Origin of the sequence: Massilia sp. CFBP9012 (assembly GCF_034045115.1) — a bacterium.
GTDB lineage: Bacteria > Pseudomonadota > Gammaproteobacteria > Burkholderiales > Burkholderiaceae_D > Telluria.
In genome coordinates this window covers 1-12,534 of sequence record NZ_JAXCWM010000021.1, presented here as the reverse complement: position 1 = coordinate 12,534, position 12,534 = coordinate 1, and the positions used below count along the sequence as shown (strand labels likewise).

Genomic DNA, 12,534 nt, shown 5'->3' with positions numbered 1-12,534 from the left:
TTATTCCGGACGCTAGTGCGCCTTCTCGGGGACGACGTTGGTTATGGGTAACTATTGTTCAACGTTGCGAGTTCCAGAATTCGTCGGAAACGCGCTCCCCACGCAACTGCACCTCCACTGGCCTGCTGACCCGCCGCAGCGCGTCGGCGCGCAGCAGTCGGCCGTCCGGCTCGTGCAGTCGGTACCACAGGAAGGCCACGCCGGACAGGGACAGGCGTTCGCCGCCGAACAGGGTGCCGCGCACCTGGGTCAGGCCTTCCAGCCGCAGGTCGACGTCCAGCACGAGGGCGCCGGCGCTGCGTTCGGCCTGGCCGAGGTAGCGCGCGGCGGTGAACAGGGGGCTTTTGTCGCTGGCCTCGCCCGCGCGCAGCCCCTCGGTGAAGGCGTCGACCGCCTTCAGCTGGGCCCTGGCGGCGGTCTCGACGGCCTGTAGCTCTTTCTTGAGCTCGCCCTTGGCGGCGTCGGCCAGCACCTCCAGCCGCGCCGCGTGCTGGGCCAGCACCGACCGTTCTGCGCCCACCAGCCTGACCTGGTCGAGCAGGCGGTCATGCCGCGTGATGTCGAGTTCGCCCATATAGCCGCCGCTCAGTCCGGCGAGGCGGGCGGGGCAGGAACGTGCCAGCGCACTGGCGAACAGGGCGCGCGCGCCGTCGCCATAGGCGCTGCCGGCCAGCGTCGCGTCGCTCTTGAACAGGCTGGCCAGGTCGGCGCCGGCGCGCAGCAATACCGTGGGCGTCGTGAGCCAGATCAGCGGTATTGCCGGGCGGCGGTCAGCCGATTGCGGGGTCTGCGCGTTAATGTAGTGTTGCAGCTCGAGATTGCGCTCGGCCAATTCCTGCGCGGTGCGTGCGAGGGCGCCATCGACGGTGCGCGCCGCCACCACGCCCTGGCTGACAACCGGGTCGTACAAGGTGACCTGGCGGTCCTGGGGCAGGCCGGCGCAGACTTCAAGCGCGAGTTCCAGCGCCAGGTCGAAAGCGCGCGCCAGGCCGGCGGCGCTCAGCTTGCCCACTTCGACGTTGCCGCTCAAGGCCTTGGCCTGGACCGGCGGCAGGCGCGCCAGCAGTTCGGCGCGCTCGGCCTCGGCCAGCGCCTGCCGGGTTTCCGCTTCCAGCAGGCGGGCCCGGGCTTCCAGCAATTCGGGGGAGGGGGCGCCCTGCGGCCAGGCAGTCCCCGGATACAGCGCGCTCAGGCATAACACAATGCTGAAAATGAAGATATGCGGCTGGCGATTATGTTTTGCCATGGTTCACCTTATTTGTGAACAAGAAATAAATCTATCCAAATATCACTGGAGAAAAGTGTAACAATTTGTGGAGAAATATTAGGAGAAGTTTCAGGGCGATTGATTGGCGGATCGCAACCTACCTAGAATCGTCGAATTGTTCTTGCACAATCAATGGCTTGCACTACAGAACAGAGCATTTGTGACATTGGGATAGAATCCTTGCCCAGGCACGTTTGCCGGAAGATCAACGAGAAATGCGATAGAATTGACGAGTTAACAAAGTGGTTCTATGAGTATTAATAACCTTCCCATGGCCGGCCTCGAAATCGGCTTTCTCACATCGCTGATCTGCTCCCTCCTGCTCGTGTTCACCACACGCTGGCATGGGCGCTATTCGCTTGACGCGACGCGCGGTGTGCAGAAATTCCATATCACCCCGACCCCGCGCATCGGTGGCGCCGCCATCATGATCGGCCTGTGGATGGCGCTGGGCGTCCTCCCGCAGGCGCAGCAGGAACTGCTGCTGCCGGTGCTGGTGGCCGCCTTGCCGGCCTTCGTGTTCGGCCTGGCCGAAGACCTGACCCGCACCGTGTCGGTGCGTGCACGCCTGCTGGCGACCATGGCCAGCGGTGCGGTCTGCTGGTTCCTGACCGGCGTCACCCTGCAATACACCGGCCTGGCGCCGCTCGACAGCCTGCTGGGTTGGCTGCCGTTCTCGGTGCTGTTTACCGCCTTCGCGGTGGGCGGCGTGGCCAATGCGGTCAACATCATCGATGGTTTCAACGGACTGGCCAGCGGCACGGTCGTGATCGGCCTGGCCACCCTGGGCCTGATCGCCCTGGGCGCCGGCGACGTCCACCTGGCCCAGCTGTGCTTCGTGATCTGCGCGGTGACGGCCGGCTTCTTCGTCGTCAATTTCCCGTTTGGCAAGTTGTTCCTCGGCGACGGCGGCGCCTACCTGCTCGGCTTCCTGCTGGCCTGGCTGTCGGTGATGCTGGTCTACCGCAATCCGTCGGTCTCGGCCTGGGCCCCGCTGCTGGCCTGCGCCTATCCGGTGTTCGAAACCCTGTTCACCATCTGCCGCCGCCTGTGGTGCCGCCGCCATCCGGGCCATCCGGACAGCTGGCACCTGCACAGCCTGGTCAAGACGGCAATCACCGCGCGCTACCTGCGCATGCTGCCGGCGCCGCTGCGCAATGCCTGCGTGTCGCCGGTGTCGTGGAGCATCGCCCTGGTGCCGGCCGCGCTGGCCGTCAACCATGCCGGCTCTCCCGACGTGCTGATGCAGGGTGTGGTGGCCAGTTTCGCCTTGTACCTGGCCGTGTACGGCCTGGTGGTCGCCGCCTGGCGCGCCCGTCGCCGCCTGCCGGCCCATATGGCCGCCGCCCCGCTGGCGCCGGCCACCACGGCTACCGTCAAGGTGATCAAGCCGATCGTCACTCCGATCGTCCCGATGTCGGCGCCGGTGATTTCTCCGGTCATCGTGGCGGCCCGCGTCGCCAAGCCGAGCGCGGCCAACCAGGCGGCGCCCCTGTCCGACCTCGGCCGCGAGCAGCCGGCTCCGGCCTTCGTCCGCCGTCGCATGTAATGCCTACCAGCCGCGAACAGCGGCTGGTTTCCCATCCTGTTTTCTTTCTAGCCGCACGACAATTCCGGCGATAATTTCATTTGCGCGGTACAAAGGCGCATGTGACATAGTTTTGGCGGAGTAGGGATGTCGGAAGATAGCGACGCAGAGAAGACAGAAGACGCATCGCCCCGGAAGATCGAGAAGGCGCGCGAGGACGGCGACGTTCCCAGATCGCGGGAGCTGGCCACCTTTACCGTCCTGATGACCGCCGGGGCTTGCCTGTGGGCCTTCGGGGGCATGCTTGTCGGTAAACTGAGCCTGGCGCTCAAGTCCGGCCTGTCGCTCGACCGCGAGCAGGTCTTCAATCCCGCCATCCTGATCGAGCGCATCCTGGGCGACCTGGTGGGCGTGCTGCTGGCCTGCCTGCCGATCGCGGGCGCGATCATGGTCATCGCCCTGGTCTCGCCGCTGCTGATCGGCGGCTGGCTGTTCTCTTCCAAAGCCTTCATGCCCAATTTCGGGAAGCTGAACCCGATCAAGGGTATTGGCAATATGTTCTCGAAAAACGCCCTGGTCGAACTGCTCAAGGCGGTCGCCAAGACCATCGTCATTGGCGTGGTGGCCTATATCGTCGTCAGCGGCCAGAAGGAGGCGATGCTGGGCCTGGCGGTCGAACCCCTCAACGAAAGCAGCGCCCACGTGGGCGCCATGATCGGCAAATCCTTCCTGTTCATCGTCGGCGCGCTGGGCTTCATCGCCCTGATCGACGGTCCTTACCAGTTATGGCACTGGAAAGACAAACTGAAAATGACGCGCCAGGAAATGATCCAGGAATCGAAGGAGTCGGACGGCAATCCTCAGATTAAGGGGAAGATTCGCCAGTTGCAGCGCGAAATGGCCCGGGGCCGGATGATGCAAAATGTACCTACTGCAGATGTGATCGTCACTAACCCGACCCACTATGCAGTGGCGCTGAAGTATACGGATGGCAAAGGCGCGCCGCGGGTCGTGGCCAAGGGCATCGACGACGTGGCCGCCAAGATCCGCGAGCTGGGCCAGGAACACAAGGTCACGCTGATGGAAGCCCCGGCCCTGGCCCGCGCCCTGTACAAGCATACCGATATCGACGACGAGATCCCGGAAAAGCTGTACTCGGCGGTGGCGGAAGTGCTGGCCTATGTCTACCAGCTGCGCGCCTACAAGAAGGGTGACGGGGATTACCCGGATCGCCCGACGAAGCTGAAAGTGCCTGACGAGATGGACCCGCTGAACCCGGCGTCGCAGCAGCAAGCGCAGCCCAAGCCAGGGGGGCCGAATTGAACTGATCACGGAGTGAACTGAATGACCAACAGCATGAAACTGCCAGCCTGGATGAGCGGCCTTGGTGCACAAGGCAGCAAGGCGGCAGCGCCGGTCCTGATCATCATGCTGCTGGCAATGATGATCCTGCCGTTGCCGGCATTCGTGCTCGACGTGTTCTTCAGCTTCAATATCGCGCTGTCGATCATCATCCTGCTGACCGCGCTGTATACGGTCAAGCCGCTCGACTTCCTGGCCTTCCCGGCCATCCTGCTGGTCTCGACCATGCTGCGCCTGGCGCTGAACGTGGCGTCCACCCGTATTGTCCTGACCGAGGGCCACACCGGCTCCGCCGCGGCCGGCAAGGTGGTCGAGGCCTTCGGCCACTTCCTGATCGGCGGTAACTACACCGTCGGTATCGTCGTCTTCATCATCCTCACCATCATCAACTTTTCGGTCGTGACCAAGGGCGCGGGCCGTATCGCCGAGGTGGGCGCACGTTTCGCCCTGGACGCGATGCCAGGTAAACAGATGGCGATCGACGCCGACCTGAACGCCGGCCTGATCGGCGAAGCCGAAGCCCGCAAGCGCCGCCAGGAAGTCTCGCAAGAAGCCGAATTCTACGGCGCCATGGATGGCGCCTCGAAATACGTGAAAGGCGACGCTGTCGCCGGTATCATGATTACCGTGATCAACATTGTCGGCGGCCTGATCGTCGGCGTGGTGATGCACGACCTGGCCATGGGCGAAGCAACCAAGATCTACACCCTGCTGGCCATCGGTGACGGCCTGGTGTCGCAGATTCCTTCGCTGATCATCTCGATCGCAGCCGGTATGGTCGTGTCGCGTGTCGCCAACGACGAAGACGTCAGCTCGCAGCTGACCAACCAGCTGCTGGCGCGTCCTGAATCGATGTACATCACCGCCGCCATCATCGGTGGCCTGGGCCTGATCCCGGGCATGCCGAACCTGATCTTCCTGCTGCTGGGTGGTGCGCTGGCCGGCACCGGCTACATGATCTCGAAGCGCCGCAAGAACGCACCGGCCCAGGAGGAAGCCGCAGCCGCGGCCGCCGCCGACGCCACCGCCGCAAGCCGCGCGCCGGCCGAGAGCGAAGAAGCGACCTGGCAAGACGTCATGCCGGTCGACACCCTGGGCCTGGAAGTCGGCTACCGCCTGATCCCGCTGGTCGACAAGAACCAGGGCGGCGAGCTGCTCAAGCGTATCAAGGGCATCCGCAAGAAGTTCGCACAAGAAGTGGGCTTCCTGGCGCCGCCGGTACACATCCGCGACAACCTGGAACTCAAGCCATCGGCTTACCGCATCACCCTGAAGGGCGTGGAAGTGGGCAGCGGCGAAGCGATCAATGGCCAGTTCCTGGCCATCAACCCGGGCATGGCCAGCGGTACCTTGCCAGGCCTGGTGACCACCGATCCGGCCTTTGGCCTGCCAGCCACCTGGATCGAAGCCGGCCTGCGCGACGAAGCGCAGAGCATGGGCTACACCGTGGTCGACGCCGGCACCGTGGTGGCGACCCACCTGAACCACCTGATCACGATGCACGCCTCGGAACTGCTGGGCCGCATGGAAGTGCAGGCGCTGCTGGACCACCTTGGCAAGGAAACGCCGAAACTGGTCGAAGACCTGGTGCCGAAAGTCGTCTCGCTGTCGGTCCTGCAGAAAGTGCTGCAGAACCTGCTGGTCGAAGGCGTGCACATCCGCGACATGCGCTCGGTCATCGAGGCACTGTCGGAACACGCGAACATGACGCAGGATCCGTCGGAACTGACCGCCGTGGTGCGTGTGGCCCTGGGCCGCGCCATCGTCCAGCAGCTGTTCCCGGGCGAGAACGAATTGTCGGTGATGACCCTGGACAACCGCCTCGAGCGCCTGCTGCTGCAAGCCATGGGCAATGGCGGCGACGGCACCGGCATCGAGCCGGGCCTGGCCGACACCATCGCCCAGCAGGCGGCCAACTCGGCCAACCAGCAGGAGCAGATGGGCCACACGCCGGTGCTGCTGGTGCCGGCCCCGCTGCGCGTGCTGCTGTCGCGCTTCCTGCGCCGCGCCGTGCCGCAGCTGAAAGTGCTGTCGCATGCAGAAGTGCCAGAGAGCAAAACGATTCGGGTGACCAGCCTGGTCGGCGTGCCGATGTAAGCATCAGGAGGCAACGCCCGGGCGCTTCTGCGGAAAGCGCCCGATCGTTATTTGGCCAGGACCGTGCGCTCGACCAGCCCAAGGTCGGTAATGGTCACCAGCACATCGAGCGGCGTTTCGGAGTCGGCGTGCAGATAGAACTCGACGCCGCCCGGCCCGCCCTCGGAATCGTGCGGCCCGATATTGGTCACATACACATTCGCCGGGCCAAGGTGGGGGCGGCCGGGTGAGGAATCCTGCGGATACCCCGCCCCGGCGCTCCACTCGACCGCGGTGACCATGACGGCGGAGCGCTCGCACATCTTTTGCCAGTCCCAGTTGTAATTGCATCGCACGCGGCCCTGGACGTTGCGATACAACAGTCGAATCGATTTGACCATGGTGTCCTCCCGGCGCCATCGACAGGTGGCTTGCCTTCCCGTTTAGACCTCCCCGCGCGAGTAAAGATCGCCCAGCCATGAGATGACTTTGGACGAGAAACCGGCTTGTCACTCCGTCAAAAGGTATCGGTTTTACTGATTCCGTCGAAATAGACCATTTTCCCCATCCTTTTCCCCTGATGGTTTCCTGAGGGCATCGTCAATAATGCTTCCTATCGACAGGCATCGTGCCCGTCATGCAGAACCAGATTGAAGCGCGGAGAACCAGATGAAGGTTAAGAAATTTACGGCAGCAACTTCCCGAGATGCATTGCGCAAGGTGCGCGAAGCCCTGGGGCCGGATGCCGTCATCCTCTCCAACCGTCCAGTCGACGGCCAGGTCGAGATCCTCGCGCTGGACAACGATGACGTGGCCTCGCTGTCCGCGCCGGTCGTTGACTCGGAAATGGCCCAGCCGAAGCCCAACCTGCAGCTGCAGCATCTGGAAGACCTGGCGCCCGCACCCGCCGCCGCCCCGGCCTTCCTGTCGCGCCGCCTGCAGGACGCCGCCCCGGCCGCGCCGATGGCGCCAGCCTACGCCGAGCCAGCCCCGACCTACGCCGAGCGCCGCGCGCCAAGCGCGGAGCCGGCGATCGACATGAGCGCCATGACCTCGATGATGAGCGCCGCCATCGCCCAGGCCAAGGAATCGGCCGCCGCCGAGATGAACGGCATGATGAGCGAGATCCGCGCCATGCGCGGCCTGATGGAAACCCAGCTGGCCGAACTGTCGTGGAACGCCACCGCCCAGCGCGAGCCGCAAAAGGCGACCGTGCTGCGCGAGATGCTGGCCGCCGGTTTCTCGGCTACCCTGGCACGCTTCCTGATTGAAAAAATGCCGGCAACCAAGGATGCCGCCGAAGCCATGCGCTGGGTCAAGTCCGTGCTGACTCGTAACCTGACCACCATCGGCAACGAAGACGCGCTGCTGGAGCAGGGCGGCGTCTATGCCCTGGTCGGCCCGACCGGCGTCGGCAAGACCACCACCACCGCCAAGCTGGCCGCGCGCTGCGTGATGCGCCACGGCCCGGACAAGCTGGCCCTGATCACCACCGATGCTTACCGTATCGGCGGCCACGAACAACTGCGCATCTACGGCAAGATCCTGGGCGTGATGGTGCACTCGGTGAAGGACGAAGCCGACCTGCGCATCGCCCTGAAAGAACTGCGCAACAAGCACACCGTGCTGATCGACACCATCGGCATGTCGCAGCGCGACCACATGGTGGCCGAGCAGGTCGCCATGCTGTCCGGTTCGGGCGCCGACGTGAAGCGTCTGCTGTGCCTGAACTCGACCTCGACCAACGAAACGCTGAACGAAGTGGTGCGCGCCTATCAGGGCAGCGGCCTGCACGGCGCCATCATGACCAAGATGGACGAGGCCGCATCGATCGGCGGCGTGCTCGACGTCGTGATCCGCCAGAAGCTGAACCTGCACTACATCTCGAACGGCCAGCGCGTGCCGGAAGACCTGCATGTGGCCGACCGCGCCATGCTGGTCGACCGCGCCTTCCGCAACCGCGGCAACGCGGCCGCAGACGCCGACCTGCCGCTGATGATGGCTGCCGCCGGCCAGGCCAGCCAATCCGCAGCCGTACGCGAGGTGAACCTTGGCTAGTTTCGATTTCGACCAGGCCGAAGGCCTGCGTCGCATGCTGCAGGGCCCGCGTCCGCGCGTGGTCACCTTTCTCTCGGCCACGCCTGAAGACGACAAGGGCGCCATGCTGGTCAACCTGGGCGCCTCGCTGGCCCAGGCCGGCAACGACGTGCTGATCGTCGACGCCTGCGAAGTGGACTACGGCGTCGCGCGCCGGCTCGGCATGAACCGCAGCGCCTCGCTGCTGCAGGTGGCGCGCCAGGAAAGCGCATTGAACCAGGTGATCCGCCCGGCGCCGCAAGGCTTCTCGGTGGTGCCGATGGGCGCGCCCGCAACGGCCGCCGAGGCGCGCCGCCTGGGCAATACCTTCGACGTGCTGGCGCTGCAAACGGGAATCGTGATCGTCGACGCCGAACTCGGCCCGGACGGCGATTTCCCGGTGGCCTCGATGCTTGAATCCGAGATCGTGGTGCAGGTGTCCACCAGCGCGGCGTCGATCACGAATGCCTATTCGCTGGTCAAGCGCCTGTCGCAGCAACTGGGCCGGCGCCCGTTCGGAATCCTTGTTACCGGTGCGACAGAGGCTGAGGCCAAGGTGGTATACGATAATATGTCAGCAGCAGCAACACGTTACCTCGCCGTCAAGCTCAGTTTCATGGGCGCGGTGCCGGCCGACGAGTACTTGCACCGGGCCGCGCGCCTGGGCCGGGCCGTGGTCGATGCCTTCCCGCTGGCCGGCGCGTCGGTGGCGTTTCGCCAGCTGGCAGGCAAGTTCGCGCTGCACGCCATGCCGCAGTTCGGCAAGCAGGGGAGCGCGGCCCACTTTGGTTCGTAATCGATATCGGCAATAGAGCACAAGCAGAGAGAAGACTTACACCAGCATGTACACGGTCAAAGGGAAAGCGGACAAGAATTCTTTGCTGACGGAGCATATGCCGTTGGTAAAGCGCCTTGCCCACCACATGAAGGCCAAGCTGCCGCCTTCGGTGGAAGTGGATGACCTGGTGCAAGCCGGCATGATCGGCCTGCTGGATGCCATCAACCGCTACGAAGACAACCACGGCGCGCAGTTCGAGACCTATGCGGTGCTGCGCATCCGCGGCGCCATGCTCGACGAGCTGCGCAGCAGCGACTGGATGCCGCGCAGCACGCGCCAGAACATGCGCAAGGTCGAGAGCGCGATGCACGAGCTGCAGCAGCGCCTGGGCCGGCCGCCGAGCGAATCCGAGGTGGCCAAGTCGCTCAAGCTCTCACTCGAGGATTACCAGGACATGCTGGCCGACTCGGGCGGCCACCAACTGCTGTATTACGAAGATTTCCATGACGACGACGGCGACGGCAACTTCCTCGACCGTTACGCGGTGGACGACAGCGACCCCTTGCGCGGCCTGATGGAAACCGACTTCCGCCACGCGGTGATCGAGGCCATCGACAACCTGCCGCCGCGCGAAAAGCTGTTGATGGGCTTGTATTATGAAGAAGAGCTGAACCTGAAGGAAATCGGCGCCGTCATGGGCGTTTCTGAATCGCGGGTGTCGCAGCTGCACACCCAGGCCGTTGCGCGCCTGCGCACCACCTTGCGGGAGCATATATGGACTGGGCCAGCGTAATCGGCCTGGTGCTGGCGATCGCCGGCATCTTCCTCGGCTACACGCTCGACGGCGGCAGGTTCGCATCGCTGATGCAGCCGGCCGCCTTCGCCATTGTCGTCGTCGGCACCTTCGGCGCCGTGCTGCTGCAGAGCGAAACGCGCACCTTCCTGCGTGGCATCGGCATGCTGCGCTGGGTGTTCATGCCGCCCAAGAACGGGCGCCAGAAGCTGTCGCGCGACATCACCCTGTGGAGCCAGACGGCGCGCCGCGACGGCCTGCTGTCGCTCGAGCAGTACATGGCCAAGGCCGATCCGTTCGTGGCCAAGGGCCTGCGGCTGGTGGTGGACGGCATCGCGCCCGACAAGCTGCGCAGCCTGCTCGAACACGAGATCAACGGCTATGAATTCGCCCAGCGGCAGGCGGCGCGCATCTGGGAATCGGCGGCCGGCTATGCGCCGACGATCGGCATCCTGGGCGCCGTGCTGGGCCTGATCCACGTGATGGAAAACCTGTCCGACCCGTCGCGCCTGGGCTCCGGCATTGCGGTCGCCTTCGTCTCGACCGTGTACGGCGTCGGCCTGGCCAACCTGTTCTTCTACCCGGTCGGCAACAAGCTCAAGGCCATCGTCAACGACCGGGTCTCGCAGTACGAGATCCTGGCCGAAGTCTTCGCGGATCTCGCTAGCGGCGACCATGGCCGCGTGGTCGACGAGCGCGTCGCCAGCCTGCTGGCCCGGCACTGAGCGCGAGTCCGACCATGGCCCGCAAGCGCTACGACGACGACGTCCCGCAGGAACACCACGAGCGCTGGCTGATCTCCTACGCCGACCTGATCACCTTGCTGTTCGCCTTCTTCGTGGTGATGTACGCTATCTCCATCGTCAACGAGGGCAAGTACCAGGTGCTGTCGGACGCCCTGGGCGACGCCTTTGGCGGACGCGGCGCGTCGACCCAGGTCAATACCAACGTCGAGCCGGTGCTGCCGCTGTCGCACATCATCAACCGCAAGCGCAACGAGGCCGCGCGCCGCGAGCAGGAGCGCATGGGCGTGATGGCGCGCGAGCTGTCGGCGACCCTGCTGCCGCTGGTGAAATCGGGCCAGGTGCGGGTAACGCAGAATGCGCGCGGCATCAGCGTCGAGATCAATGCCAGCGTGCTGTTCGAGCAGGGCCAGGCCTTGCTCGATCCGGAAGCGCGTGAAGTGCTGGGCGCCGTGGCGGGCCTCTTGAAGGACGATACCCACCGCATCGAGGTCGAGGGCCACACCGACGACGTGCCGATCGCCAGCCCGGTGTATCCGTCGAACTGGGAACTGTCGACCGCGCGCGCATCGAGCGTGGTGCGGCTTTTCATCGACAACGGCCTGCCGCCCGCGCGCCTGTCGGCGATCGGCTTTGCCGACACGCGGCCGGTGGCGCCGAATACCGACGTCGTCGGGCAGACCCGCAACCGGCGGGTGGCGGTGACCATCCTGGCGGCCCTGCCTGAAACAGGCGGTAACATACTTCCCTGAACTGTAACGACGAGTCGTGTCATAATCGAGAGGCGATCGCCGCGTTCGCGGCGGCGTGTTGTCAAGTGACCCCGTCCGGAAGGAGACAAGATGCATGTCAAACGAAGCATGCCGGCAGCTGTGCTGGCGACGTTGCTGGCCCTGGGCGGCCTGGCCGGCGCGGTCAAGGCCGTGGAGGCCAAGGTGAACGTGCATCACCGGCTCGAAGTCGAGACCGGCGCCAAGTCGGTCAAGGTGCGGGTGCTGATCGAGAACCGCGGCGACCAGTCGGTATGGATCCCGCGCGAGATCGCCCTGGGCGACGACCTCTCCGCCCCGCGCTTCAACCTGCGCATGCCCGGGGAAGAAGTGGCCTACACCGGCCGCATGGTCAAGCGCGCCGCGCCGGGCCCGGCCGACTACCTCGAGGTCAAGCCGCAGACCACGCACCTGAACACGATCGACATCACCGAAGCCTATGCTTTCAAGCCGGGGCAGCACAGCTACGAGATCCGCTATGCGGGACCGTGGCTGAGTAGCCTGGGCAAGCTCGATGCGGCCAGCATCAAGAGCAGTCCGGCGATTCCGGTGAAGTTTTCGTTTACGCAGCGGTAGGCTTTTACCGCTTGCTGTATTCCGGCGCCAGATTGCCTCGTCAGCCCCAAGACCGTCGTTCCCGCGCAGGCGGGAACCTAATTTTGCGTGCGCTAACGTAGCGCTCATAACTTAGGGGGAACTGTGCCAGTGGCACAGTTCCCGCCTGCGCGCTAGGCTAAGCCCACATCTGTGCAAGCTTCCAGCCTTGCATCATGCTGCCGAAGCGTTCAAGTCCATGCCGCATCGTGATGGGGCCTGCCCTGGCCTCTTTCGCGTAGCCCGTCCAACCTCCGAGACGGGCAATGATCCACGTTGCCCAAGCCAAGCTGCGGGCAACGTAAGGATTCTTCATTCTTTCAGTCCGCCCTTCGAGCTTTCCTTGCAATCTCCCTAGGACTGTAATCTCGTCTTCGTCGAAGGCGTCGCTTGCAGATTGACTCGTGTTGCCGTCGCGCGCGTTCACCAGTTGCAGCGTTTTTGCTGCTACCAATGTGGCGATAGCTGCCAGTTTCAAGAGCTCGTCTGCTTGCTCGATCTGGCTCGATTCGATATCGAGTCCTTGGCGCTTGAGGATACGGAATAG

General features: G+C 64.5%; 11 protein-coding genes and 1 pseudogene. 9 read left to right on the top strand and 3 right to left on the bottom strand.

Annotated elements, in window-relative coordinates; all coding sequences use genetic code 11:
- Positions 1–58 precede the first annotated feature (58 nt).
- Entirely contained in the window at positions 59–1,246 is a 1,188-nt protein-coding gene (locus tag SOM61_RS25070; protein WP_320476600.1) for a hypothetical protein, read from the bottom strand.
- A gap of 292 nt (positions 1,247–1,538) precedes the next feature.
- Between SOM61_RS25070 and SOM61_RS25065 the strand changes: the two genes are divergently transcribed.
- The 3 genes from SOM61_RS25065 (at position 1,539) to flhA (ending at position 6,254) form a co-directional block, all read left to right on the top strand.
- Entirely contained in the window at positions 1,539–2,816 is a 1,278-nt protein-coding gene (locus SOM61_RS25065) for an MraY family glycosyltransferase (protein WP_320476599.1), read from the top strand.
- Positions 2,817–2,942: 126 nt separating this feature from the next.
- Positions 2,943–4,118 (top strand): flagellar biosynthesis protein FlhB, encoded by a 1,176-nt coding sequence (gene flhB, locus SOM61_RS25060; RefSeq protein ID WP_320476598.1) that lies wholly within the window; start codon positions 2,943–2,945, stop codon positions 4,116–4,118.
- A gap of 21 nt (positions 4,119–4,139) precedes the next feature.
- Entirely contained in the window at positions 4,140–6,254 is a 2,115-nt protein-coding gene (gene flhA, locus SOM61_RS25055; protein WP_320476597.1) for a flagellar biosynthesis protein FlhA, read from the top strand.
- 47 nt (positions 6,255–6,301) lie between these two features.
- Here the strand turns inward: flhA and SOM61_RS25050 are convergent, their stop codons facing one another.
- Positions 6,302–6,634, bottom strand: a complete 333-nt coding sequence (locus SOM61_RS25050) for a hypothetical protein (RefSeq protein WP_320476596.1) — start codon at positions 6,632–6,634, stop codon at positions 6,302–6,304.
- Positions 6,635–6,902: 268 nt separating this feature from the next.
- Between SOM61_RS25050 and flhF the strand changes: the two genes are divergently transcribed.
- The 6 genes from flhF to SOM61_RS25020 all read left to right on the top strand — a co-directional run bounded on the left by flhF (position 6,903) and on the right by SOM61_RS25020 (position 11,969).
- Entirely contained in the window at positions 6,903–8,291 is a 1,389-nt protein-coding gene (gene flhF, locus SOM61_RS25045) for a flagellar biosynthesis GTPase FlhF (protein ID WP_320476595.1), read from the top strand.
- Complete coding sequence (locus SOM61_RS25040; protein ID WP_320476594.1) at positions 8,284–9,105, top strand: MinD/ParA family ATP-binding protein; 822 nt, start codon at positions 8,284–8,286, stop codon at positions 9,103–9,105. Before flhF ends, SOM61_RS25040 begins: the two co-directional genes overlap by 8 nt.
- A 46-nt stretch (positions 9,106–9,151) precedes the next feature.
- On the top strand, positions 9,152–9,880 hold the full coding sequence (locus tag SOM61_RS25035) for an RNA polymerase sigma factor FliA (protein WP_109346661.1): 729 nt from the start codon (positions 9,152–9,154) through the stop codon (positions 9,878–9,880).
- The gene (locus SOM61_RS25030) at positions 9,862–10,605 is read left to right on the top strand and encodes a flagellar motor protein (protein WP_320476593.1); all 744 of its coding nucleotides are present in this window, start codon (positions 9,862–9,864) and stop codon (positions 10,603–10,605) included. Before SOM61_RS25035 ends, SOM61_RS25030 begins: the two co-directional genes overlap by 19 nt.
- Before the next feature lie 14 nt (positions 10,606–10,619).
- Positions 10,620–11,375, top strand: coding sequence for a flagellar motor protein MotD (gene motD, locus SOM61_RS25025; RefSeq protein ID WP_320476592.1), 756 nt, complete (start codon positions 10,620–10,622; stop codon positions 11,373–11,375).
- A 90-nt stretch (positions 11,376–11,465) separates the two neighbouring features.
- Positions 11,466–11,969 carry a hypothetical protein gene (locus SOM61_RS25020; RefSeq protein ID WP_320476591.1) on the top strand — a complete coding sequence of 168 codons (504 nt, stop codon included), beginning with the start codon at positions 11,466–11,468 and terminating at the stop codon, positions 11,967–11,969.
- 157 nt (positions 11,970–12,126) lie between these two features.
- On the opposite strand, the pseudogene SOM61_RS25015 reads toward SOM61_RS25020, so the two are convergent.
- A pseudogene (locus SOM61_RS25015) lies at positions 12,127–12,534 on the bottom strand (IS4-like element ISSysp3 family transposase); the annotation flags it as partial.

Coding starts and splice junctions, on each gene's coding strand:
- SOM61_RS25070 (WP_320476600.1), bottom strand. CDS start 1,246: ATGGCAAAACATAATCGCCAGCCGCATATCTTCATTTTCAGCATTGTG.
- SOM61_RS25065 (WP_320476599.1), top strand. CDS start 1,539: ATGGCCGGCCTCGAAATCGGCTTTCTCACATCGCTGATCTGCTCCCTC.
- flhB (WP_320476598.1), top strand. CDS start 2,943: ATGTCGGAAGATAGCGACGCAGAGAAGACAGAAGACGCATCGCCCCGG.
- flhA (WP_320476597.1), top strand. CDS start 4,140: ATGACCAACAGCATGAAACTGCCAGCCTGGATGAGCGGCCTTGGTGCA.
- SOM61_RS25050 (WP_320476596.1), bottom strand. CDS start 6,634: ATGGTCAAATCGATTCGACTGTTGTATCGCAACGTCCAGGGCCGCGTG.
- flhF (WP_320476595.1), top strand. CDS start 6,903: ATGAAGGTTAAGAAATTTACGGCAGCAACTTCCCGAGATGCATTGCGC.
- SOM61_RS25035 (WP_109346661.1), top strand. CDS start 9,152: ATGTACACGGTCAAAGGGAAAGCGGACAAGAATTCTTTGCTGACGGAG.
- SOM61_RS25030 (WP_320476593.1), top strand. CDS start 9,862: ATGGACTGGGCCAGCGTAATCGGCCTGGTGCTGGCGATCGCCGGCATC.
- motD (WP_320476592.1), top strand. CDS start 10,620: ATGGCCCGCAAGCGCTACGACGACGACGTCCCGCAGGAACACCACGAG.
- SOM61_RS25020 (WP_320476591.1), top strand. CDS start 11,466: ATGCATGTCAAACGAAGCATGCCGGCAGCTGTGCTGGCGACGTTGCTG.